19 protein-coding genes are annotated in these 23,678 nt (G+C 63.4%); 17 read left to right on the top strand and 2 right to left on the bottom strand.

All coding sequences use genetic code 11. The features are described from left to right. Position 1 precedes the first annotated feature (1 nt). Positions 2-808, top strand: coding sequence for an ABC transporter ATP-binding protein (locus JGU71_RS13550; RefSeq protein WP_199704693.1), 807 nt, complete (start codon positions 2-4; stop codon positions 806-808). Further along, positions 805-1,566 (top strand): ABC transporter permease, encoded by a 762-nt coding sequence (locus JGU71_RS13555; protein WP_199704694.1) that lies wholly within the window; start codon positions 805-807, stop codon positions 1,564-1,566. The genes JGU71_RS13550 and JGU71_RS13555 overlap by 4 nt, the downstream gene beginning before the upstream one ends. A 56-nt stretch (positions 1,567-1,622) precedes the next feature. On the opposite strand, the gene JGU71_RS13560 is transcribed toward JGU71_RS13555, so the two are convergent. Continuing rightward, positions 1,623-3,686, bottom strand: coding sequence for an AMP-binding protein (locus JGU71_RS13560; RefSeq protein WP_199704695.1), 2,064 nt, complete (start codon positions 3,684-3,686; stop codon positions 1,623-1,625). 238 nt (positions 3,687-3,924) lie between these two features. Here JGU71_RS13560 and JGU71_RS13565 point away from each other — a divergent pair, with 238 nt between their 5' ends. From JGU71_RS13565 to JGU71_RS13610, 10 genes are all read left to right on the top strand, one after another. Further along, positions 3,925-5,148, top strand: a complete 1,224-nt coding sequence (locus tag JGU71_RS13565) for a cytochrome P450 (RefSeq protein WP_199704696.1) — start codon at positions 3,925-3,927, stop codon at positions 5,146-5,148. Beyond that, the gene (locus JGU71_RS13570; protein WP_199704697.1) at positions 5,145-5,708 is read left to right on the top strand and encodes a TetR/AcrR family transcriptional regulator; all 564 of its coding nucleotides are present in this window, start codon (positions 5,145-5,147) and stop codon (positions 5,706-5,708) included. Before JGU71_RS13565 ends, JGU71_RS13570 begins: the two co-directional genes overlap by 4 nt. A gap of 99 nt (positions 5,709-5,807) precedes the next feature. Continuing rightward, the gene (locus tag JGU71_RS13575) at positions 5,808-6,584 is read left to right on the top strand and encodes a MerR family transcriptional regulator (RefSeq protein ID WP_199704698.1); all 777 of its coding nucleotides are present in this window, start codon (positions 5,808-5,810) and stop codon (positions 6,582-6,584) included. A gap of 95 nt (positions 6,585-6,679) precedes the next feature. Beyond that, a complete protein-coding gene (gene glf / locus JGU71_RS13580) occupies positions 6,680-7,900 on the top strand; it encodes a UDP-galactopyranose mutase (RefSeq protein ID WP_199704699.1) in 1,221 nt (406 codons plus the stop codon). Next, on the top strand, positions 7,897-9,816 hold the full coding sequence (locus tag JGU71_RS13585; protein WP_199704700.1) for a glycosyltransferase: 1,920 nt from the start codon (positions 7,897-7,899) through the stop codon (positions 9,814-9,816). The genes glf and JGU71_RS13585 overlap by 4 nt, the downstream gene beginning before the upstream one ends. Continuing rightward, positions 9,800-10,342 carry a phosphatase PAP2 family protein gene (locus JGU71_RS13590; protein WP_199704701.1) on the top strand — a complete coding sequence of 181 codons (543 nt, stop codon included), beginning with the start codon at positions 9,800-9,802 and terminating at the stop codon, positions 10,340-10,342. Before JGU71_RS13585 ends, JGU71_RS13590 begins: the two co-directional genes overlap by 17 nt. Then, positions 10,339-11,265, top strand: a complete 927-nt coding sequence (locus JGU71_RS13595; RefSeq protein WP_199704702.1) for a decaprenyl-phosphate phosphoribosyltransferase — start codon at positions 10,339-10,341, stop codon at positions 11,263-11,265. Before JGU71_RS13590 ends, JGU71_RS13595 begins: the two co-directional genes overlap by 4 nt. Further along, positions 11,243-13,249 (top strand): arabinofuranosyltransferase AftB family protein, encoded by a 2,007-nt coding sequence (locus JGU71_RS13600; protein WP_372433169.1) that lies wholly within the window; start codon positions 11,243-11,245, stop codon positions 13,247-13,249. Before JGU71_RS13595 ends, JGU71_RS13600 begins: the two co-directional genes overlap by 23 nt. Before the next feature lie 233 nt (positions 13,250-13,482). Continuing rightward, positions 13,483-14,556, top strand: a complete 1,074-nt coding sequence (locus JGU71_RS13605; RefSeq protein WP_199704703.1) for an alpha/beta hydrolase — start codon at positions 13,483-13,485, stop codon at positions 14,554-14,556. A 335-nt stretch (positions 14,557-14,891) separates the two neighbouring features. After that, a complete protein-coding gene (locus JGU71_RS13610; RefSeq protein WP_199704704.1) occupies positions 14,892-15,917 on the top strand; it encodes an alpha/beta hydrolase in 1,026 nt (341 codons plus the stop codon). A 79-nt stretch (positions 15,918-15,996) separates the two neighbouring features. On the opposite strand, the gene JGU71_RS13615 is transcribed toward JGU71_RS13610, so the two are convergent. Beyond that, positions 15,997-16,563, bottom strand: coding sequence for a hypothetical protein (locus JGU71_RS13615; protein WP_199704705.1), 567 nt, complete (start codon positions 16,561-16,563; stop codon positions 15,997-15,999). Positions 16,564-16,778: 215 nt separating this feature from the next. Between JGU71_RS13615 and JGU71_RS13620 the strand changes: the two genes are divergently transcribed. From JGU71_RS13620 to fadD32, 5 genes are all read left to right on the top strand, one after another. Next, entirely contained in the window at positions 16,779-18,635 is a 1,857-nt protein-coding gene (locus tag JGU71_RS13620; protein ID WP_267908408.1) for an alpha/beta hydrolase-fold protein, read from the top strand. Positions 18,636-18,793: 158 nt separating this feature from the next. Then, complete coding sequence (locus JGU71_RS13625; RefSeq protein WP_199704706.1) at positions 18,794-19,321, top strand: DUF732 domain-containing protein; 528 nt, start codon at positions 18,794-18,796, stop codon at positions 19,319-19,321. A gap of 6 nt (positions 19,322-19,327) precedes the next feature. Beyond that, positions 19,328-20,302 carry a cutinase family protein gene (locus tag JGU71_RS13630; protein WP_199704707.1) on the top strand — a complete coding sequence of 325 codons (975 nt, stop codon included), beginning with the start codon at positions 19,328-19,330 and terminating at the stop codon, positions 20,300-20,302. A 172-nt stretch (positions 20,303-20,474) separates the two neighbouring features. Then, entirely contained in the window at positions 20,475-21,476 is a 1,002-nt protein-coding gene (locus JGU71_RS13635; RefSeq protein WP_199704708.1) for an LLM class F420-dependent oxidoreductase, read from the top strand. 202 nt (positions 21,477-21,678) lie between these two features. After that, positions 21,679-23,577 carry a long-chain-fatty-acid--AMP ligase FadD32 gene (fadD32, locus tag JGU71_RS13640; protein ID WP_199704709.1) on the top strand — a complete coding sequence of 633 codons (1,899 nt, stop codon included), beginning with the start codon at positions 21,679-21,681 and terminating at the stop codon, positions 23,575-23,577. The last annotated feature ends 101 nt before the right edge of the window (positions 23,578-23,678 follow it).

The following is a 23,678-nucleotide window of genomic DNA, read 5'->3' on the forward strand; positions in this document are numbered from 1 at the left end:
CATGACGACACGACAACTAGCCCCGGCGATCCGGGTGCAAGGACTGGAGAAGTCCTACAGGGACCTGCACGTGCTCAAAGGCGTCAACTTCGATGTGGCAGGTGGGAGCATCTTCGCCTTGCTCGGATCCAACGGTGCCGGCAAGACGACGGTCGTGAAGATCCTGTCGACCCTGCTCACCGCCGATGCCGGGACGGCGGCCGTCGACGGCTTCGATGTCGCGACGCAACCGGAGCGAGTCCGCCAATCCATCAGCCTCACCGGACAATTCGCGGCAGTCGACGAAATCCTCAGTGGACGTGAGAATCTCGTGTTGATCGCGCACCTGCGGCGCGTGGCGAACCCGCACGCCGTCGCCGACGACCTCTTGGCACGTTTTTCCCTGACCGACGCGGGCGCGCGAAAGGTGTCGACATATTCGGGCGGCATGCGTCGTCGGCTCGACATCGCAATGAGCCTCATCGGGAATCCACCGGTCATCTTCCTCGACGAGCCGACGACGGGGCTCGACCCGCAGGCTCGCGTCGAGGTGTGGCAGACCATCAGGGCACTCGCCGACGCAGGCACCACGGTGCTGCTCACCACGCAGTATCTTGAAGAGGCCGAACAACTCGCCGACCGGATCGCGATCCTGCACGAGGGTCGGATCATCGTCGACGGCACCCTCGCCGAACTCGAGCAACTCCTCCCGCCCGCCGAAGTCGAATACGTCGAAAAGCGTCCCACCTTGGAGGACGTCTTCTTCGCGATCGTCGGCAACCCGAATGCAGCCGCGCAGTCGGCGCGAACAGGACAGGAACGGCCATGACCACCCACACCCTCGGTGACACCCGCTACCTGTTAGGGCGCTCGCTACGGCACATCACGCGCAGCATGGACACCATCATCACGACCGCGATCACTCCGATCGCAATGCTGTTGCTGTTCGTCTACGTCTTCGGTGGCGCGATCGACACCGGAACAGATTCGTATGTGACCTACCTGCTGCCCGGCATATTGCTCATCACGATCGCCTCGGGCATCTCCTACACCGCCTACCGGCTGTTCCTGGACATGAAGAACGGCATCGTCGAGCGGTTCCAGTCGATGCCTATCGCCCGCTCGGCGATCCTGTGGGCGCACGTGCTGACGTCGCTGGTCGCCAACCTGATCTCGATCGTTGTCGTCGTGCTCGTCGCCCTCGCCATGGGGTTCCGCTCCTCCGCAGGAGTGCCTGCCTGGCTTGCCGTCGCAGGCATTCTGCTGCTCTTCACCCTGGCGCTGACCTGGCTTGCCGTCATCCCCGGTCTCACAGCATCGACCCCGGACGGGGCGGGTGCGTTCTCCTACCCGCTGGTGTTCCTACCGTTCATCAGCTCGGCATTCGTGCCGACCGACTCCATGCCAGGCCCTGTGCGGGCATTCGCCGAGCACCAACCGGTGACGTCCATCGTCAACGCCATCCGCGACCTGCTCGCGCAGCAACCGGTCGGCACGAGCATCTGGATCGCACTCGCCTGGTGCGTTGGCATCCTGATCGTCGCGTACTTCTTCGCGATGCGGATCTACCGCCGCAAGATCGCCTAGCGCGCTGATCTCGATCCCGAAGCCGGGTCGCCCTCGAGGCGGCCCGACTTCGCGTTCTAGGACGAGGGTGCGACCAACATCCGCTTGAGGATCTTGCCCGTCGCGGTTCGAGGCAGCGAGCTGAGAAAAGTGACGTCGCGCGGCACGGAAAACCGACTCAACCGGTGATGAATATAGGAGCGGACCATGTCCTGGTCGAGGCGCGCACCGTCACGAGGTACGACGAAAGCAACGAGGCGCTGACCGTACTCGGCATCGGGCACGCCGACCACCGCCACCTCGCTGACCTGCGGCAGGTAGGACAGCGCCTCCTCGACGGGTCGAGGGAAGACGTTCTCACCACCGGAGATGATCATTTCGTCGTCGCGACCGGAGACGAAAAGCCGACCATCCGCGTCGACGTAGCCGAGGTCGCCGGTGTCCATCAGGGTTCCGTCGACGGTCGGTGGTGCGGAGTTCGTGTACCCGTCGAACAGCATGTCGTTGCCGACGAAAATCTTGCCGACGGCGCCGCGTGGCAAGTGGTTCCCGTGCTCGTCGACGATGTCGATTCGCGTACCGAGCGGCGGCCGCCCGGCGGTCGTCGGCGCAACCCGAAGATCGGCGGGATCGGCGATCGTTCCCCACGACACCTCGGTCGAGCCGTAGAAGTTGTAGAGAATGTCGCCGAACGTGTCCATAAATGCTGTGACCATCGAACCCGACATCGACGATCCACTGCTCGCGACGATGCGCAGGCTCGACGTGTCGTAGCGCGAGCGCACGTCGGCGGGCAGATCCAGGATTCGCTGCAACATCACCGGGACCGCGATCAGCGACGTGCAGCGATTCACCGAAATGGCCCGCAGGCAGCTTTCGGCGTCGAACTTGTCCTGCAGCACCACCGTCGATCGGATCGGGGTGCTGATCTGCAGCGCCGCGAAACCCCAGCTGTGGAACAGCGGCGCCGCGATCATCATGGTTTCGTTCATCTGCAACGGCATCCGGCTCAACATCGCGGCGACGGTGCCGAAGCCTTTCGGTGCGGGTCGCCGTGCGCTTTTCGGGCTGCCGTTGGTGCCTGACGTCAACACGATGAGTCGACCCGGTTCGCTTGGGCGAGCGAAGGTTCGGGGTTCCATCGCGACGAGCTCGTCGAAGGTGAGGCGGCCGGACGGTGTCGATCGAGGCGACGTACTCACCCTCGGCAGCTGGGGTCGAAGGTAGGCGATGACGGGTTCGAATTCCTCGTCGACGAACATCACCGCCGGGTTGTGACGATCGATCAGTTCTTCGATTTGCCGCGCGCCCAAACCGGTGTTGAACAGGACGAGGTCGACGCCGAGCTTCCCGCACGCCACCATTGCTTCGACCATCGCCGAGTGGTTGCGCGCGAGTATCGCGACGGTCGATCCGGGTGTGACGCCGATCGTCGGCAGCGTGCCCGCCAGGCGGGAAGTACGTTCGTGCAGCTCGGCGAAGGTGCGTGAGCCGCGTTCGTCGATGATCGCCACGTGCTTGGGATCGCGCGCGGCAGCCGCAGCGAACCCGCCCGCGAGATTGAAGCCCCACTTGGCCAGCGAGTTGAGCTGGCGGATGCCCTTGTCCGGGCGAGCTGCCCGCACCACACCGGTTTTGACCATCGTTTTGGCGATGCTCAACTGCAGCGAGCGGTAGTCGCCCGAGTTGGAAACCAGTGATGTCGATCTGCCTGCGAGGTAGTCCCCGACGCGGGCGATCCCGTCCCTCGTCCAATTGGTCAGATCGGAATTGTCGTAGGTGACGACCTTCGGATGGATCGCGCCTGGTTTGAAGAAGGTCGCGATGATTCGAGTGCGATTCGCGTCGGCCTCGAAAAGCCGGACGGATACAAAACTTCCGGTGTCGAGACTTTCGATCGTGAATTCCTCGCCGCGGCGTCCGACGACGATGTGCAGTCGGTGGTCGCGAGCCTTCGCATCCGGCGGGCCGATCGTCAGCGAGAAGACCGCCGGCCGACCCGACTCGGATTCGAGCAGCTGTTCACTTGCGCCGATGCCACGAAAAAAACGCGAATACCATTCCGGCGCGACGAGGAAATCCCACACCGCTTGGCGTGGGTGCTCGATAAGTAGATCGACGTCGATCACATCGGACAGCACTGCGTTTCCCGTCGGTTCCGGCCTCCACCGCCTTGGTCTGTTCCGTATTTGTACTGACACGCCGACCTGCGGTCAAGCTCGAAATCGTTACCTACGACGGGCGTGCCGCGAATTGTGCGTGCCGCGAATTGTGCATATTTCTAAGCCGTCGAGAAGAAAGCGATTCATAAAGGATGCACGGTCGGCGCCTACGGATCGACGCCTTGACACTTGGCCGCATCTGTCTCATAGTCGACACATGACGGCGATTTCGTCCAATCGTGCAGTGTTCCTGCCCAGGTCAGGCGAGTCCTGGCGTGATCCGTGGCCGATGTATGCCGCGCTTCGTGATACCGATCCCGTCCACCATGTGGTGCCCGACGAAGAACCCGATGACGACTACTACGTCCTTTCGCGGCACGCGGATGTCTATGCGGCAGCACGCGATACAACGACGTTCTCCTCCGCGAAGGGCCTCACGACAACCTACGGCGAGCTGGAAAAAATTGGCCTGCAAGATAATCCGCCGCTGGTGATGCTGGATCCACCGGACCACACGGCATTTCGGCGGTTGGTGTCGAAGGGGTTCACCCCGCGCCACGTCACCAGCGTCGAACCCGTGGTCAGGGAATTCGTCGTCGAACGCATCGAAGAACTGCGGTCGGCGGGCGAAGGCGATGTGGTCCGCGAGCTGTTCAAGCCGCTGCCGAGCATGGTCGTCGCCCACTATCTCGGTGTGCCGGAAAGCGATCGCGATCGGTTCGACGGCTGGACCGAAGCTATCGTTGCCGCCAATGCGCTCGGCGATCCGCTGCAGGCAGCGACTGCGGTGACCGAGCTGATGGGCTACTTCGCGCAGCTGATCGAACTCCGCCGTCGCGAGCCCGCCGACGACACGATCTCGCACCTGGTCGCCTCAGGGATGGGCGTCGACGGCGACATCGCGGGAATGCTGTCGATACTCGGGTTTGCGTTCACGATGGTAACCGGCGGCAACGACACCACAACCGGTTTGCTCGGCGGCGCAGTGCAGTTGCTGACCATCGACCTCGACCAACGTCGCCGTCTGATCGACGATCCCGCGACCATCCCCGATGCCGTCGAAGAATTGTTACGGCTCACCGCACCTGTCCAGGGTCTGGCCCGGACCACGACCCGAGACGTCGACATCGACGGCTGCATCATTCCCGCGGGCCGAAAGACGTTGCTGCTCTATGGTTCTGCCAACCGTGATCCGCGTGAGTACGGACCCGATGCGGAGCGTCTGGATGTCGGGCGCAAACCATCGAAGATCATGACCTTCAGCCACGGTGCACATCACTGCCTCGGCGCCGCGGCGGCCAGGTTGCAGGCACGTGTCGCCCTCGAAGAACTGCTCGCGCGCTGCCCCGACTTCACGGTCGACATCGATCGCGTCGTCTACGCCGACGGCAACTACGTGCGCAGGCCGGTCAGCGTGCCGTTCCAGGTGAGTGGCGTATGAGCGACTGGCTCGGCACCGAACGCAACGACGTCGCGTCCGACCGCATCCTCGACGCGGCAGCCAAACTGTTCGTCGAGCGTGGTGTCGCGGCGTCGTCGATGGCTGACATCGCGCGGGCGTCGGGATGCTCGCGGGCGACGCTGTATCGCTATTTCGACAGCCGCCGGACGCTGCAGGTTGCCTTCATGCAGCGCGAGACCCGGCGCATCGCCGGACGGATCGCACGCGAATTCAGCCTCGGCGGCGACCCGGGGGAGCAGATGGTGTCGGCGATCCTGGCCGCCGTGGAAGAGGTTCGGGCCGACCCGACCCTGATTGCGTGGTTCAGCACCGGTGATTCCGGCGTCGCGAACGAACTGGCGCACTCGTCGGAAATGCTGGAGGTCCTTGCCGGCGCGATACTCGGCGAGGTCGGCTTGGCGGGGGAACGGGCGGCCAAGCTGGGTCGCTGGCTGCTTCGCGTCGTGCTGTCTCTCTTGACGGTTCCCGGCGCGAACGCCGACGACGAACGCGAGTTGCTCACCCTCTTCGTCGCGCCGCTCGTGCGCGACATCGTCTGACCGAACTCCGCTCGAAAAGATTTCTCGAAAACACCCTTGACCTTGACGTAGCGTCAACTTGCAAGCTTGTTCCATCGACGAAATCGAAACGGAGGAGGAATGGGCGAGAAGATCGCGACGCTGCAACCGACGGAATGGTCCATCCAGGACCTCGCCAAGGCGGCAGGCACGACGAGTCGGACTCTGCGGCACTACGGGCAGGTCGGGCTGTTGGAACCGTCGCGGATCGGTAGCAACGGCTATCGGTACTACAACCAGGACTCACTTGTTCGGTTGCAACGAATCCTGTTGTTGCGTGACCTCGGCCTCGGATTGGAGGCCATCGGCGAGGTTCTCCGTGGCAAACAGGACACAGCAGCCGCACTACGGACCCACTTGAGCCTGCTCGAACAGGAGCAGGACCGGATCCGCCGTCAGATTCAGTCGGTACACACAACACTGCGAAAAACGGAAGGAGGTGAACAACTTATGGCACAGGAAGTTTTCGACGGGTTCGATCACACCCAGTACAAGGACGAAGTGATCGAGCGCTGGGGCAAGGAAGCCTACGAGAGCGGCGACAAGTGGTGGAACTCGATGAGCGACTCCGAGAAGAAGGGGTTTCAACAGCGCCAGGTCGACATCGCCAGTGCTTTCGCGAAGGCGCACGAGGCCGGTATCGCAGCTGACAGCGACCAGGTGCAGGCGATCACGCAGCGTCTCTACGACTGGGTCGGTATCGGTTGGCAAGGCAAGGCTGTCGAGGCCGAAGCTTTCGCCGGACTCGGCCAGATGTACGTCGATGATCCTCGCTTCACGGCGACCTTCGACGTCCATGGTGAGGGCACCGCGGCATTCATCCGCGATGCGATGCGGGTCTTCGCAGATCGCATGTAGGCGGCACGCCGCTCGTGAGTCTTTTCGGAGGGCAGGCCCTCCGGAAAGACTCACGAGGCGCGGCGCGCCCTCGGCGTCCGATACGCTCAGTTCCCGTGACCGCTGCTACGCCCGAAGGCCCGCCCCCCGGCAAATACGACCTGATCATCGTCGGCTCCGGATTCTTCGGACTGACCATCGCCGAGCGCGCGGCCACCCAGTTGGGCAAGCGCGTCCTTGTGTTGGACAGGCGCTACCACCTCGGCGGCAACGCCTATTCCGAGGCCGAACCACAAACCGGCATCGAGGTGCACAAGTACGGTGCGCACCTCTTCCACACGTCGAACAAGCGGGTGTGGGACTACGTCACGCAGTTCACCGAATTCACCGGCTACCAGCACCGCGTCTACGCGATGCACAAGGGCCAGTCCTACCAGTTCCCCATGGGCCTCGGCCTGATCTCGCAGTTCTTCGGCCGCTACTACTCGCCTGAGGAAGCACGCACGCTGATCGCCGAACAGGCTGCCGAATTCGACACCAAGGACGCGGCGAACCTGGAAGAAAAGGCGATCTCGCTCATCGGTCGCCCGCTCTACGAGGCGTTCATCCGGGACTACACGGCCAAGCAGTGGCAGACCGACCCGAAGGAACTGCCGGCAGGCAACATCACGCGACTGCCGGTGCGCTACAACTTCGACAACCGCTACTTCAACGACACCTACGAGGGTCTGCCCGTCGACGGCTACACCAAGTGGCTCGAAAACATGGCCGCCGACGAGAAGATCGAGGTTCGCCTCGACACCGACTTCTTCGACGTTCGCGACCAGTTGATCGCCGAAAGCCCGGATGCACCGATCGTTTACACCGGACCGCTCGACCGCTACTTCGACTTCAGCGAGGGCGAACTCGGGTGGCGGACCCTCGACTTCGAAACCGAGGTGTTGACCGATTGCGGGGACTTTCAAGGCACCCCGGTGATGAACTACAACGACGCGGACGCGCGCTACACGCGTATTCACGAGTTCCGCCACTTCCATCCCGAACGTGAATACCCGAAGGACAAGACGGTCATCATGCGGGAGTACTCCCGCTTCGCCGAGAGTGGCGACGAGCCGTACTACCCGATCAACACCGCTGAGGACCGCGCGAAGGTGAACGCCTACCGCGCACTTGCCAAGCAGGAGATGGCAACTCGCAAGGTGCTGTTCGGCGGTCGCCTCGGTACCTATCAATACCTCGACATGCACATGGCGATCGCCAGCGCGCTTTCGATGTTCGAGAACACACTGCGCCCGCATTTCGAAACCGGCGAGGCGCTGCACGGAGAAGACGTATGAGCCCGAAGCACGAGTTGATCGCGACGGTCGATTCGCCGTTGTTCGAAGCTGGAACCGACTCCAAAGGCAAGTCGCTCCTGCAGCGGATCCTGCTGCCGCGACCCGGTGAGCCACTCGACGTGCGGACCCTCTACTTGGAGGAGGCGACGACGAATGCCCGTCGCGCACATGCCACTTCGCGGACCTCGCTGACCATCGGTCTCGAATCGGAAGTGTCGTTCTGCACGTACTTCAACGCGTTCCCCGCGAGCTACTGGCGGCGCTACAGCGTCCTGAAGTCGGTGGTTCTTCGCATCGAGCTGACCGGCCACTGCCGGGTCGACGTCTACCGCTCCAAGGCCGACTCGTCACGAATTCATGTGCAGGGCAACGAAAGTGTCGGCGGACTGCTCGAATTCGAGATCGAGCTCGCGCCGTTCGAAGACGGTGGCTGGATCTGGTTCGACATCACCTCCGACACAGAGGTGCAGCTGTTGTCTGCAGGCTGGTTCGCCCCGATCGATGCGCCTGGCGAGGCGAGCATCGCGGTCGGCATCCCGACCTTCAACCGCCCGACCGACTGCGTCAAAGCCCTTGTGGCGCTTGGCTCCGATCCGGCGGTACTCGACAAGATCAAGGCCGTGATAATCCCCGATCAGGGCACCCGCAAGGCCCGCGACGAACCCGGTTTCGCCGAAGCAGCTGCGGCACTTGGCGATCGGCTCGCCGTGCACGACCAGCCGAACCTCGGCGGGTCCGGCGGCTACAGCCGCATCATGTACGAGGCGCTGAAGACGACCGACTGCCAGTTCATTCTCTTTATGGACGACGACATCGAGATCGAACCCGACTCGATTCTGCGGGCGTTGGCGTTGTCCCGGTTCGCGAAGAAGCCGACGCTGGTCGGCGGCCAGATGCTCAACCTGCAGGAGCGGTCGCATCTGCACTCGATGGGCGAGGCCGTCAACCGTGGCATCTTCATGTGGACCTCTGCACCGAACGTCGAATACGACCACGACTTCGCGAAGTACCCGCTGAGCGACCGCGACAATTCGAAACTGCTGCACCGTCGCATCGACGTCGACTTCAACGGTTGGTGGATGTGCATGATCCCGCGCGTCGTCGCCGAGGAACTGGGTCAGCCGCTGCCGTTGTTCATCAAGTGGGACGACGTCGAATACGGCCTGCGTGCGCGGGCAGCCGGCTACCCGACCGTCACGATGCCCGGCGCCGCGATCTGGCACATGGCATGGAGTGACAAGGACGACGCGATCGACTGGCAGGCGTACTTCCACCTGCGCAACCGACTCGTCGTCGCGTCGCTGCACATGCCGGGCAACGGCCGCGGCCTCGTCGTCAACACCGTCAAGGCCACACTCAAGCACCTGCTCTGCCTCGAATACTCGACGGTCGCCATCCAGAACCTCGCGATCGCCGACTTCATGGCCGGCCCCGACCGCCTGTTCGACCTGTTGCCCACGGCGCTCGGAACGGTCCACGACCTGCGCAAACAGTTCCCGGACGCCGTCGTCGTGCCGTCGTCGACGGACCTGCCGCTGGCATCGGGAGCCGGCGTCGGCGCTGTCGGAGAACCGGGCAACGCCGTAGCGAAGGTCGCGCGCCTCGGCAAGGGGATCGCGCACAACCTCAAGCCCGCCGACCCCGAACATCACGATCGCCCACAACTCAACGTGCCGACGCTCGACGCGCGCTGGTATCTGCTTTCCCAGGTCGACGGCGTCACCGTCACAACAGCGGACGGCCGTGGCGTCGTATTCCGCAAACGCAGTCCGCGCAAGGCTCTCGAGCTGTTCAAGGAAGCGATGCGGCTGCGCAAGGAATTGGCCAAACGCTTCCCCGAACTCAAAGCCGAATACCAGGCAGCGCACCCCGAACTGACGAGCAGGAAGCGGTGGGCAGATGTCTTCGGAATTTGACATCCAACCGGTCCCGCGCGAGGTCGCGGTCCTGCAGGCCGTGCAATCCGGCATCGGTGGCAACCCGTCGGTCATCGCGGCTGCCCGCGGCATGTCGCATTTCGGCGAGCACGCACTCGGCTGGGTCGGGCTTGCCGCGATCGGCTGGGTCGCCGACAAACCTCGCCGCCGCCAGTGGGCAGGCGTCGCCGTCGGAGCGGTCGGTGCACACGCTGCGTCGATCGTCATCAAAAGGGTTGTCCGCAGACCGCGCCCGAACCATCCCAGCGTCGCCGTGAACGTCTCGACGCCGAGCAAGTTGAGCTTTCCGTCATCGCACGCCACGTCCACCACCGCGGCTGCTGTGCTGATGGGTCGCCTCACCGGGCTACCCTTGCCAGCGTTGCTGGTTCCGCCGATGTTGCTGTCGCGGGTGGTGCTCGGCGTGCACTATCCGACCGATGTGCTCGCAGGCTCCGCACTGGGCGCGGCGTCGGCTGCGGCAGTTCTCGCTGCCGACAAGAAGTTTGGAGACAGACCCCGATGAGCGAAGAGCCCACAGGCCACGATCTCGAAGAAGGCGTGACCAAGGGCCCGCCGAAGACGCTGGCAGGCGGCATCGTCAAAGCCGTCCGCCCGCGCCAGTGGGTCAAGAACGTCCTGGTGCTCGCCGCACCGCTCGCAGCGGGCTCGGCGACCCAACTCGACGTGCTCGGCCCCGTCGCCATCGCGTTCGTCGCGTTCTGCATGGCGGCGTCGGGCATCTACCTCGTCAACGACGCGCTCGACGTCGAGGCCGACCGCGCACACCCGACCAAACGTTTCCGCCCGATCGCCGCAGGTGTGCTTCCGGTCAATCTGGCGTATGCGATGTCGGCCGTACTGCTGGTCGGGTCGATCGGACTGTCGTTCGTCGCGAACTGGCATCTCGCCGTCGTGATGGCCGTCTACATCGTCGTCCAGCTGGCGTACTGCCTCGGCCTCAAGCATCAGCACGTCATCGACATCTGCATCGTGTCCTCGGGGTTCCTGCTACGCGCCATCGCAGGTGGCGCTGCCGCGGACATCCCACTTTCCCAGTGGTTCCTGCTGATCATGGCGTTCGGCTCGCTGTTCATGGCTGCGGGCAAGCGTTACGCCGAAATTCAGATCGCGATCAACACGGGCGCCAAGATCAGGAAGTCGCTCGAGTCCTACACGCCGACCTACCTGCGTTTCGTGTGGACGCTCGCGGCGACCGCTGTCGTCGTGTTCTACGGTCTGTGGGCCTTCGAGCAGGACCGTCTGATGGACACCAACTGGTTCGCAATTTCGATGGTTCCGTTTACCATCGCTATTTTGCGTTACGCGGTCGACGTCGATGGGGGCGAGGCCGGCGAACCCGAGGAGATCGCACTGGGCGACCGCGTCCTGCAGCTCCTCGCGATTGCTTGGATCGGAGTGGTTGGTGTCGCTGTCTACCTCGTCTGACGACGTGTCGGAAGCAGGCACGACGCGTAGGCACAGTCGCCGCGCGGACCGTCGCACAGTCGGCGATACGGCAGCAGCCGACAACGGGTCGGTCGGCGCGAAGGCCAGACGCAGCACACTGACCCGCGGAGTCTTCTACGCAGGCATCGTTGTCACAGGCCTTATCTTCCTGACCGGCGCTTGGCAGCGCCGCTGGATCGCCGACGACGGATTGATCGTGCTGCGTACGGTCCGCAATCTGCTCGCAGGAAACGGACCCGTCTTCAACGCGGGCGAGCGAGTCGAGACCAACACGAGTGCCGCGTGGACCTACATCGTCTACGCCTTCAGCTGGCTGTCCGATGCGAGGCTCGAGTACGTCGTCCTGACGATCTCGCTGACGCTGTCGGTGGCTGCGATCGTGCTTGCGATGCTCGGCGCGGGTCGGCTGTGGGGTCGCTCGGGAATCGGTTCGGGTTCTGCACTTCTGCTCCCCGCGGGCGCACTCGTCTACATCGCGGTGCCGCCCGCTCGTGACTACGCATCCTCGGGGCTGGAAAGCTGCCTCGTCATCTTCTGGCTTGCGCTGCTGTGGGTGCTGCTGCTGCGCTGGGCAACCGCAGATCGGCCGAGCCTGACGTCGATTCTCGTCGTGTCGTTCGTGGCCGGGCTCGGTCCGCTGGTTCGGCCCGAGATGGTGCTCGTGTCCGTCCTGGTGCTTGCGCTGGTGTTCCTCGCGCCACAGCGGAAGTGGACCGTCCGCGCCGCCATGGTCGCTGTCGCAGGCATTCTGCCGGTTGGCTACCAGATCTGGCGGATGGGCTACTACGCGCTGCCCTATCCGAACACTGCCGTCGCGAAGGACGCCGCAGGGGCCAAGTGGGGCCAGGGCTTCGCCTACCTCTGGAACCTCGCGGGTCCGTATGTGTTGTGGCTGCCGTTGGCGATCCTGCTCGTCGGCGCGATCGTGCTTGCCAGGCTGACTACTGCGAAAGCTGCAACGCAGCCCAAGGCCAAGGATCGCTCCCCTCGCGCTGTGTGGACGCGAGTGCAGGCCGAGCTGCGGTCACCGAGGTTCGTGGTCGGCCTGTTCCTGTTCAGCGGGTTGCTCCTCACCGTGTACGCGTTGCGCGTCGGTGGCGACTTCATGCACGGCCGCATGCTGCTGCCGCAGCTGTTCATCTTCCTGCTCCCCGTCGCCGTCGTTCCGGTACCCGTGCCGACCGCATTTCGGGCGTCCGCGGACACGAGGTCCGGCAATATGGCGATCTTCGGGGTCGCCGTCGTCGTCTGGCTGTCGACGGTCGTCTGGGCGAGCCTGGTTGCCTTCACGGGCGGATCCGCGGCCGGCACCACGATCGGCAAGTCCGGAATTGTCGACGAGCGGGCGTTCTACGCCCTCAATACCGGCCATGAACATCCGATCCGGGCTTCGGACTACCTCGACTACCCGCGAATGCGCGCGATGATCAGGACGATCGACGACAACCCCAACGGCGGTCTGCTGATCAATACCCCGTCGTTTATGTACTGGGATCTGGTGCCACCACCCGAACCGATTCCGCCGGGCGGTGCCGGCCACACCGTGTACTTCCTGAACCTGGGCATGACGAGCATGAACGTCGGCCTTGACGTCCGTGTGCTCGACCAGATGGGGCTTGCCTATCCGTTGGCTGCGCATACCGATCGACTCGAGGACGGCCGAATCGGGCACGACAAGAACCTGTATGCCGACTGGGTGATCGCCGACCTTGCGATGGTCGACATGCATCCGTGGATGCCTGCCTACTTCGACGAGGAGTGGGTCGACGAGGCTCAGGTCGCCGTCATGTGTCCGGAGACCCAGGCGCTGATCACGTCGTACCGATCGGAGCTGACCTTCGACCGCTGGAAGCAGAATTTCAAGCGTGCACTCGAGTTCGCGGACTACCGGATCGACAGGGTGCCGAAATACGAGATCCAACGGTGCCATCTGACCCCACCGGTTGCTACGAATGGAAACTGATGGAACTGTCATCACGGGATTTATCTCCGAGGCGCAGCGGTTCGGTATCGTTCGCGGTACTTTGAGTCTCGGTTCGATAACGCATGATGTCTTTTCGACGATGTACCTAAAAGATGTTGCCAGACGCAACATCAGTCACTCTGGCACCGGGGGCCACACGGGCTGATGTGAATCTCCCGGCACGAAGAACTTCGCGACCTCAGTTGGTCGCGTGAATTGAAAGGGCGAAGTAGATGCGAGTATTCGCACACCGCACCAGGGAGCCCGGCGCCCGCCGGACTTCTCGATCATGGTTGAGGCGGTCCGCCGCGGCACTGTCGCTGGCCCTCCTGTCACCGCTCGCCGTGGCCGTGGTCGGTACGACCGCCCCAACTGCGCAAGCTGCGTTCAATCCGTCGGGCATCGACTTCTGGGTCGACTCCTCGATGGGACCGATCAAGTCGCGGATTTTCCGCGCCAACGACGGCAACACCAACCGCGTGGTGTACGCCCTCGACGGCCTGCGCGCGCGTGACGACCTCAACGGCTGGGAGATCGACACCAACGTCGTCGTCGAGCTGCAGAAGTGGAACATCAACGTCGTCATGCCCGTCGGCGGCCAGAACAGCTTCTACTCCGACTGGATTGCACCGAGCAACTTCTTCGGTATCGGCACCGGATCGTCGTCCGGCTCCGCAACCGGATCCTCGGGAGCAGTCGGCCAGCGCAACACCTACATGTGGGAAACCTTCCTCACGCAGAACCTCCGCTTCGCTCTGCGCGACCGGCTCGGCTTCAATCCGAACCGTAACGGCGTCTTCGGTCTCTCCATGGGTGGCAGTGCGGCCCTGACGTTGGCTGCCTACCACCCGGACCAGTTCTCGTACGCAGGATCGTTCTCCGGCTACCTGAACGTGTCTGCCCCCGGCATGAAGGAAGCGATGCGCCTCGCGTTCCTCACCCAGAACGGGTTCAACATCGACGCGATGTGGGGTCCGCCGTGGGATCCGCGGTGGTTGCGTAACGACCCGTTCGTGTTCGCACCGCGCCTCAAGGCTCAGAACACGCGCCTCTACATTGCGGCAGGCAGCGGCATTCCCGGCGTCTACGATCAGCCGCGGTCGTTCGTCGATCTGTACAACACCGCCAACGGCATGGGCTTGGAAGCAATCTCCCTGGCCAACACCAAGGCGTTCCAGCTCCGTATGGCATCCCTCGGCTACGGAAACGTCGTCTACGACTTCCCGCCGGTTGGTACCCACAGCTGGCCGTGGTGGGCGGACAACGTCTACCGCATGATTCCGGACCTCAGCAACTACATCGGCTGATACCGACCCGGTAAGCGATTACGAAACCGGCCCTGCCACTCGGCAGGGCCGGTTTCGTTGTGTCCGGCCACCTCAGGTCATGGTTATCAAGTCGTGACCGAAAGTGGTTGTCGCAACACGGGAAGGACAAGCTAGGGTCACCAACCAATAACGGACAAATGCGTCTGGATCGCCGGGGGCTCGGTTGCCTCGGCGGGCAATGTCGAATATTGTCACCGAGCGAGTGTGACCGGAACGTTATTGCACTACCCGCCTGCGTAATGGCGGTCGTGTCCGTTTGAAGTTGGTAGAGCCGCCCTGGCGGACACCGCAGTAGCAGAAAGAGAGCTCTATTCATGCGTCTTGGCAACGCGACGTCGTCCGGAAGTCGGGGCGTTTCCCGCAGTTGGAAACAGCGGGTCCTCGGCCTGACTGCCGCAGCGCTCGTGCTGCCGGTGTCGGCCGGTATCGCCGGTGGCGTCGCCACCGCGTCGCCGATCCATGGCGCACCGGTTCTCAGCGCGCCCTCGGGCGGCTTCGAAGAACTGATCGTCCCGTCGGGCATGGGCCCGATCAAGGTGCAGGTCCAGTGGGCCGCCCGCGGCGGCAACGCGGCGCTCTACCTGCTCGACGGACTCCGCGCTCGCAACGACCGCAACGCCTGGTCGTTCGAGACGAACGCACTGCAGCAGTTCGCGGGCGACAACGTCACCCTCGTCATGCCCGTCGGTGGCCAGTCGAGCTTCTACAGCGACTGGTACGCGCCCAGCAACTTCAACGGGCAGAAGACGACCTACAAGTGGGAGACGTTCCTCACCAAGGAACTTCCCGCATTCCTCGCCAACTACGGCGTCTCGCCGACCAACAACGCGATCGCCGGCCTTTCGATGGGTGGCAGTGCAGCGCTGACCCTCGCCGCGTACCACCGCGATCAGTTCAAGGCGGCTGCCGCGTACTCCGGCTACCTGAACATCTCGGCACCGGGTATGCGTGAAGCGATTCGCATCGCGATGCTCGACGCAGGTCGTTTCAACGTCGACTCCATGTGGGGTCCGCCGTGGAGCCCGAACTGGCTGCGTAACGACCCGTTCGTTTTCGCACCGAAGCTCAAGGGCCTCCCGCTCTACATCTCCGCTGCAAGCGGTCTCCCGGGTCCCTACGACCGTCCGACATCCGCGCTCGGCGTCTACAACACGGCCAACGGCATGGCGCTCGAAGCGCTCGCACTCGTGAACACCCGCGCCTTCCAGATCCGTCTCGCGACGCTCGGTGTCCCGGCCCGCTTCGAATTCCCTGCTGCTGGCACGCACTCATGGAAGTACTGGGAAGCGGAGCTGTTCAAGTCCCGCGACATGTTCCTGGACGTTCTCAACGCACGCTGACCGAAACGGTCGAACCGAACGCCGAACCGCCCCGCGCAATCTCGACGATTGCGCGGGGCGGTTGTTTGTGTCGGGGGTGTCAGCTCACGACGAAGGCAAGCAACAGTGGCGAGATTGCTGGATCACGCCACCAGGAAAGCCCGAACCAGACACCGGGTGAGACTTCCCGAATCTCGTCGAGGAGTGGCGGCGTCGGTGAGGGTGCGTAGTTCAGTATCCAGGCCGGTTCGTTATCCACCTTCGAGGTTCCGAGGTAGACGTCTGCGACCCAGCCTTCGATGCCGGCACCGGTGATGCGGTTCTGCAGGTGCCCGCCGTTGCTTCCGGTGTAGAACGTCTTGCCGATCCACAGTGGCGGTGCCATTGCGGCCATGATTGCCGGCCGAGTGACCCAACCACTCGTTACGCCGCGGGGTGTGGAACCGGCGGCAGCGGACACGTAGATCTCGTCCTGCTGCTCGACGCTGCATTTGAACCGCAGTGCGTCGATGGTGGCAGCGCGGTCGTCGGGATACACCGCACAGCCGTTGCCGTAGTCGGTCGGTTCCGCGCTCGCATTGCCGACCGCTGTGAACGGGGCAAGCGCCACAACGGTTCCGAGCGCAAACGCAAGACTTCGAAATCGGTATCTTGGCTGTTTGGTCATGTCCTTCGTATCGTTACCGAGACGAACTTTGTCACTACCTATTACGCTCGATGTGGTCCGAGCCACAGTTTCATGCACCAATTGCAACATCCGTCACATTGGAAACTACCCGTCCCCTGCGCGTCGTCCCCGGAATGGCCTCTTTCGGCGTGTAGAACAGAGCTTGCATGCGGGTGCCGAAGGGTGCCCATTGGACGGAAAGTGAGGCCACGCCGATGCGACGCGCACCCGGTTTACGCTCTCGAGCCTTTGGGATGTGTGCGGCGGTGCTCGTTTTGCCGCTCGCCGCCGGACTCACCTCCGCGACGGCGTCGGCGACGCCACTCGCTCCCGCATACGAAGCCCCGCCGCTTGCGAAAGCACCTGGCGCTGCCGCGATCACCAACGTCACGTGGTTCACGGATCGTCGCGTTTCGCTCTGGGTCGAATCTCCGTCGATGGCAGCTCCGGTCCAAGTGCAACTGCTGCTGGCCCGTGATTGGAACGCCCGCCCCGAGTCGAAGTTCCCCGCGCTGTTCATGCTCGACGGCCTCCGCGCGCAGGACGGCGAGAACGGCTGGACGCTCGACGCGAAAGCCGAGACCTTCTTCGCCGACAAGAACGTCAACGTCGTACTTCCGATCGGTGGCCAGTCCAGCTTCTACTCCGACTGGCTCGAACCGGACAACGGCAAGAACTACCAGTGGGAGACGTTCCTGACGAAGGAACTCCCACCGCTGCTCGAAAGCCAGTGGCGCACAACCAATGTCCGCGGTGTGCAGGGCTTGTCGATGGGCGGCACATCTGCGATGTTCCTCGCAGCGCGCAACCCCGACTTCGTGAAGTACGCGGCGTCCTACTCCGGCTTCCTGACGACCACCTCGCTCGGCATGCCGCAGGCGATTCAATACGCGATGAACGACGCGGGTGGCTTCAACTCCGGAGCGATGTGGGGTCCGCCGAACAGCGCGGACTGGACCGGCCACGATCCCTACATGCTCGCCGACAAGCTCAAAGGCATCAGCCTCTACGTCTCGAGCGGCAGCGGCATGACCGGACCGTTCGACCAGCCGTCGGGAATCCCAGGAGTCAGTACCAACTTCGCGGGTATGGGCCTGGAAATTCTGGCACGCCTCACGTCACAGAACTTCGCCACGAAGCTCAATCAGCTCGGTATTCCGGCGCAGGTCAACTACCGACCGTCGGGCACGCACTCCTGGCCGTACTGGGATTTCGAGATGCGGCAGTCGTGGCCGCAGGCGGCGAGCGCACTCGGCGTCGAGGTCGACAAGCCTGCCTGCAACCCGGCGGGCGCGATCGCTGGCTTGGCATCGGCCAACAACTGGCTCGGTGACTGCCTCACCGGCGAATACAACGTCGCAGGCGGCGTCGCACAGGACTTCCGCTTCGGCCGGATCTTCTACTCGTCGACCGGTGGGACCCAGGTTGTCGCCGGCCGAATCGGTGGCGACTACGAGGCCAACGGTGGCGCAGGCGGACCGCTGGGGTTGCCGATCAGCGAAGAGCGCGGCGCGCCGGACGGCCGTGGGCGCTACCAACTCTTCGAGCGCGGCAGCATCTACTTCACCCCGCAGACCGGCGCGCACGCGATCCGCGGATCGATCCTCGACGAATGGTCGAAACAGGGTTACGAAGGTGGACCTCTCGGCTACCCGGTGGCCGAAGAGGTGAAGACGCCCAACAAGGACGGCGTCGTCCAGGGCTTCGAAATCGGTGCCATGTATTACAGCCCCAACAACGGCACACACCGAGTGCAGGGCATGATCATGGGCAAATACGGCGCCCTCGGTTACGAGGACAGCTGGCTCGGCTTCCCCAAGGGCAGCGAGCAGTCGGTCAAGGACTTCGGGAAATTCAACGAGTTCGAGGGCGGCAACATCTACTGGAGTCCGTTGTCGGGTGCATGGGCCATCAAGAACGGACCCATCTTCGACGCCTGGAAGAGCGTCGGCTACGAGAACGGCAAGCTCGGGTTCCCGACCGGCGATCAGTTCGACATACCTGGCGGAACGCAGCAGAACTTCCAACTCGGCTACATCACGGTCAAGGACGACAAGGCGGAGATTCACTAGCAGGGCGCTTCGCGCCTCGTGAGTCTCTTCGGAGGGTGGAGCCTCCTGAAAGACTCACGAGTCTCGAATCACTGCCAGAGTTTCGTCAATTTCGCTCTGTAGCCTGTACGAAAGCCTGTAGGGAAACGACCAGCCACGACTGCTTAGGAAACGAAAGAATGCCGCGCTTCTCCCTTGTCCGTTCCATGTCCGCTGTTGCGGTTGCCGCCGCTGCGTGTGGGTTGTTGGCCGGTTGCGGCGGAGACGATTCGACGGCTACGGGCAATCCGACGCCGACCACGCAGGCCGTACCGACGAGTGCGGAAACATCGGCGCCCGAAGCATCAGGAGCCCAGCCGTCGTCGGCGCCGGTGACGAGCCCGGGTGCAGCCGCAACGGCACCGCCCGAGGAGCCGCAGCCGGTTCCGAGCGGATTCCCCGGACCGACCGAGGCTCCGAAGCCGGTCGCGCGTGACGAGGCGATGCTGGCCGAGCTGAAGAAGGGTGGCATCACGACGTCGCAGGAGAGCGCGACCGTCATGGCCAACTACGTCTGCCAGTCGCAGCAGGAGAACGGCGACCCGGCAACCGTCAAGGCGACCGTCGTCGCCTACGTCGGCGGCGATCCTGCAACCGAGACGACGCTGACGCCCGAGGACGCCGCCCAGGTGTTCATCGATGCCGCGAAGACGTCGTACTGCAAGTAGTCCGTGATGGCGTCGCGAACAACTCGTAAACGGTCGAGAGGCAAGCTCTTCGGTCTGATAGGCGTGCTTGCCGTCGGGTTGCTGATCCTGCTCGTCATCCTGTTGGTCTGGTATCTGCTCGCGGGTCGGTTGCCGAGTCCTACGCCGGGGCCAACCGAACCACCGCGACCGGACACGCAGTCAGCGGATTGCCCCGACGTGCGGGTACTTGTCGTTCCCGGCACCTGGGAATCAAATGCCGCAGACGACCCGTTCAACCCGACCGCAAACCCGATCTCGTTGATGCTCAACATAAGTCGGCCCCTGCAACAGCAGTTTCCGGTGTCTCGGACCGATGTCTTCACGGTGCCGTACGTCGCGCAGTTCTCGAATCCGATCGCGTTGCCACCGGACGGTCAGCAGTCCTACAACAACAGTCGAACGCAGGGCATGCAGAAGGCGACCGAAGCTCTGGTCGACATGCATGCCAGATGTCCGCTGTCGAGCTTCGTGTTAGCCGGTTTTTCGCAGGGTGCCGTGATCGCAGGCGATCTTGCGGCGCAGATCGGGGCAGGCAACGGACCCGTACCCGCTGACCTGGTTCTCGGTGTGACCCTTATCGCAGACGGCCGTCGCGATCCTGCGCAGTCGATTCCGATCGGACCCAATCCGGCGGGTGTCGGTGCCGAAGTGTCGTTGCGCGGCATCGAGGTCCCCGGCATCTCGATGACGGGCGCCCGACCCGGCGGCTTCGGACAGCTGTCCGACCGCACGTTCTCCATCTGTGCACCGGGAGATCTGATCTGCGATGCACCCCGAGCTGCGTTGAATCCCTTCAACATTCTGCCGAGTCTCGCAGCTCTTGCAGGTGCGGCAGGCAATCCCGTCCACACGCTCTACAACGGCTTCGTCGTCGATCCCGCAGGCACGACAGCGACGCAGTGGACGACACAGTGGGCGATCGATTTGGTGAACAACGCCCCGAAGCCGGCGCATTCGTGATCGGCTCGGATCAGCGTGTTCGAAGTCACGGACCGCCTAATCGGCGTAACAGTATGTGTGACGGAGCGGAAATAGGTTCGAGAGCGCGCACCCGCTAGAGTGGCGCACTGGCTGGCTGCCACCGTGGCCGTGCCTACTGACCAGCACCAATAGTCGAGGAGAGCGTGAATCGATGACCTCCGCCGTCGAGCCGGGTAGCCCGCCGTTGCGAAAGTTCCGTTTCGCTGCGGGTGGCGAAGGCAACGCCGAAGAGGGCGGTGCACGCAAGTTCATCAAACTCGCGCAGCAGGCCGAAGAATACGGTTACGACAGCTTCATGATTCCCGATCACCTCGGCAATCAGGTCGGACCGATCGCGGCTCTCGGCGCCCTCGCTGTTGCCACGGACAAGATCCGGCTCGGCACAGCTGTGCTGGCAAACGGCTTCAGGCATCCGGCAGTACTTGCCAAGGATGCTGCGACTATCGACGTTCTTTCGCGTGGCCGGCTCGAACTCGGAATCGGCGCAGGCTGGATGAAGGAAGAGTTCGACAAGGGCGGGATCACCTACGACAAGCCGTCGGTGCGCATCGAGAAACTCGACGAAACACTCACCATCCTGGATGTGCTGCTGCGTGGCCAGGAGTGCAACTTCGAGGGCAAGCACTATCAGATCAAGGGTTTGAAGGGCAGTCCTCGTCCGCGTCAGGGTCCTCGTCCGCCGATTGCGGTCGGCGGCGGCGGACCCAAGATGCTCGCGCTGGCAGCCAAGCATGCCGACATCGTCTCCGTTGTGCCCGTTACGACGAAGGAAGGCAAACTGCTGCTTTCCGGCATCACGATGGAGAAGACGATCGAGCGCGTCGACCTGATTCGTCAGGCCGCAGGCGACCGATTCGCTGACATCGAGCTCAACTGGGCGATCACCACGATCGTCATCACAGACGACCGCGAGCAGATCGCCGAGATGGCACTGCAGGCGCTGGACAAGGGCTTCCCGCCCAACATGGAAGTCGACGTGAAGCTCGGTGTCGAAGACATTCTGACGTCGCCCTACATCGCTATCGGGACGTTCGAAGAGATCGCCGATCAAATCCGAAACACCCGTGCCAAAACGACGATGTCCTACGTGGGTGTGTTCCCGACCCAGATGGATGCCTTCGCACCAATCATTCCGTTGCTACGCGGTGAGTAGCGCCGGGGTTTGCAGTGTTCCGCGCGTTTCACCGACGCGGACGTCTGTAACATATTTCTGGTTTCCAAACATGTAGCCGATACGGTGAACGCCGCGTTCGATTGCCAATAACCTTGCACGACGAGAGAACACCCGCGGGCGAAGCAAGTCGGGGTGCACCACGCCAGTGACGTGAGTGCGCAGGCGCTTCGGAGGAGAAGGAATGGACGAGACTTTCGATGACTACCTCGACGACAACGGGAATATTTTCATTCCCGAGGGTCGTACGCTGGTAGACCACGTCGAGAAGCACACCCGCGCCGACGCACACGACTTGGCGTACCGGTACATCGACTATTCCCGTGAGCGCGACGGTGAAGCGCACGAGCTGACCTGGAACCAATTCGGCACCCGGCTGCGGGCGGTGGCCGCTCGGTTGCAACAGGTGACCAAGCCTGGTGACCGCGTCGCGGTGCTCGCACCGCAGGGACTCGACTACGTCATCTCTTTCTTTGCCGCTATCTACGCCGGAACCATCGCCGTGCCGTTGTTCGACCCCGACGAGCCGGGCCACACCGACCGGCTGCATGCCGTTCTCGGCGACTGTGAGCCTGCGGCGATCCTCACGGCTACTTCTTCCGCCGCTGGGGTCCGTCAGTTCTTCCGTGCCCTGCCTGCCGCGCAGCGTCCGCGCATCATCGCCGTCGACGCGATTCCCGACAGCGTCGGCGACACCTGGGTTCGTCCGGACATCAAGGTCGACGACATCGCGTACCTGCAGTACACCTCGGGCTCGACCCGAGTCCCCGCAGGCGTTGAGATCACGCACCGCGCCGTCGGTACCAACCTGCTGCAGATGATCGACGCGATCGAGCTCACCGAGGATTCTCGCGGCGTCACCTGGTTGCCGCTGTTCCACGACATGGGCCTGCTGACGGTGATCCTGCCTGCGGTCGGTGGCAAATACATCACGATCATGTCGCCGAGTGCGTTCGTGCGCAGGCCGTACCGCTGGATCAAGGAATTGGCCGCCGCGAACGACGGCGCCGGAACCTTCGCGGCCGCACCGAACTTCGCGTTCGAGCACGCCGCCGCTCGCGGACTTCCGAAGCCGGGCGAGACGCTCGACCTCAGCAACGTGATCGGACTGATCAACGGCAGCGAGCCTGTAACGACGTCGTCGATGCGCAAGTTCAACGACGCGTTCGCGCCCTACGGGCTGCCGAAGACCGCGATCAAGCCGTGCTACGGCATGGCCGAGGCGACCCTGTTCGTATCTGCGACGAAGCACGAGGACGAAGCCAAGGTCATCTACGTGGACCGCGGTGAACTGAACGCCGGCGTCATCAAAAAGGTCGATCCACACTCGGAGAACGCGATCCCGCAGGTCTCGTGCGGGTTCGTCGCGCGCAGCCAGTGGGCCGCGATCGTCGACCCGGAAACGGGCATCGAGCAGGCAGACGGACATGTCGGCGAAATCTGGTTGCACGGCGCCAACATGGGCATCGGCTACTGGGGCCGCACCGACGAGACGACGGAAACGTTCAAGAACACGATCGCAACGCCGCTTGCCGAGAACAGCCATTCCGACGGCGCTCCCGACGATGCGACGTGGATGCGAACCGGCGACTTCGGCGTGTACGTGGACGGCGAGCTGTACATCACCGGTCGCGTCAAGGACCTGGTGATCGTCGACGGCCGCAATCACTACCCGCAGGACCTCGAGTACTCCGCACAGGAGGCGAGCACGGCACTACGTCCCGGTTTCATCGCGGCGTTCGCTGTCCCCGCCAACCAGCTGCCGCCTGTCGTGTTCGAACACAGCAGCCATTCGGGCTTGAAGTTCGATCCGGACGACAGCTCGGAACAGCTCGTCGTCGTCGCCGAACGTGGACCGGGCGCTGGCAAAGCCGATCCGCAGCCGATCGCGGACACCGTCCGCGCGGCCATTGCGACTCGGCACGGTGTCACCGTTCGTGACGTTCTGTTGGTGCCCGCGGGAAGCATTCCTCGCACATCCAGCGGAAAGATTGCGCGTCGCGCATGCAAATCGGCGTACCTCGAAGGAACTCTCCGCGGTGGATACACCCAGACAGCCTTCCCGGACGCCGCTAACGATTAGCTTCTACGGGCGGGTAACTTGGTGGATCTGATGACTGAACAAGAACACACGCCCTCAGACAGTGTTGGCGCTAGCTCGGACGGCGCGGTTGCGAAAGGCTC

The organism is Antrihabitans stalagmiti (assembly GCF_016482825.1).
GTDB classification, from domain to species: Bacteria; Actinomycetota; Actinomycetes; order Mycobacteriales; family Mycobacteriaceae; genus Antrihabitans; species Antrihabitans stalagmiti.

Coding starts and splice junctions, on each gene's coding strand:
- JGU71_RS13550 (WP_199704693.1), top strand. CDS start 2: ATGACGACACGACAACTAGCCCCGGCGATCCGGGTGCAAGGACTGGAG.
- JGU71_RS13555 (WP_199704694.1), top strand. CDS start 805: ATGACCACCCACACCCTCGGTGACACCCGCTACCTGTTAGGGCGCTCG.
- JGU71_RS13565 (WP_199704696.1), top strand. CDS start 3,925: ATGACGGCGATTTCGTCCAATCGTGCAGTGTTCCTGCCCAGGTCAGGC.
- JGU71_RS13570 (WP_199704697.1), top strand. CDS start 5,145: ATGAGCGACTGGCTCGGCACCGAACGCAACGACGTCGCGTCCGACCGC.
- JGU71_RS13575 (WP_199704698.1), top strand. CDS start 5,808: ATGGGCGAGAAGATCGCGACGCTGCAACCGACGGAATGGTCCATCCAG.
- JGU71_RS13585 (WP_199704700.1), top strand. CDS start 7,897: ATGAGCCCGAAGCACGAGTTGATCGCGACGGTCGATTCGCCGTTGTTC.
- JGU71_RS13590 (WP_199704701.1), top strand. CDS start 9,800: ATGTCTTCGGAATTTGACATCCAACCGGTCCCGCGCGAGGTCGCGGTC.
- JGU71_RS13595 (WP_199704702.1), top strand. CDS start 10,339: ATGAGCGAAGAGCCCACAGGCCACGATCTCGAAGAAGGCGTGACCAAG.
- JGU71_RS13605 (WP_199704703.1), top strand. CDS start 13,483: ATGCGAGTATTCGCACACCGCACCAGGGAGCCCGGCGCCCGCCGGACT.
- JGU71_RS13610 (WP_199704704.1), top strand. CDS start 14,892: ATGCGTCTTGGCAACGCGACGTCGTCCGGAAGTCGGGGCGTTTCCCGC.
- JGU71_RS13615 (WP_199704705.1), bottom strand. CDS start 16,563: ATGACCAAACAGCCAAGATACCGATTTCGAAGTCTTGCGTTTGCGCTC.
- JGU71_RS13620 (WP_267908408.1), top strand. CDS start 16,779: ATGCGACGCGCACCCGGTTTACGCTCTCGAGCCTTTGGGATGTGTGCG.
- JGU71_RS13625 (WP_199704706.1), top strand. CDS start 18,794: ATGCCGCGCTTCTCCCTTGTCCGTTCCATGTCCGCTGTTGCGGTTGCC.
- JGU71_RS13630 (WP_199704707.1), top strand. CDS start 19,328: ATGGCGTCGCGAACAACTCGTAAACGGTCGAGAGGCAAGCTCTTCGGT.
- JGU71_RS13635 (WP_199704708.1), top strand. CDS start 20,475: ATGACCTCCGCCGTCGAGCCGGGTAGCCCGCCGTTGCGAAAGTTCCGT.
- fadD32 (WP_199704709.1), top strand. CDS start 21,679: ATGGACGAGACTTTCGATGACTACCTCGACGACAACGGGAATATTTTC.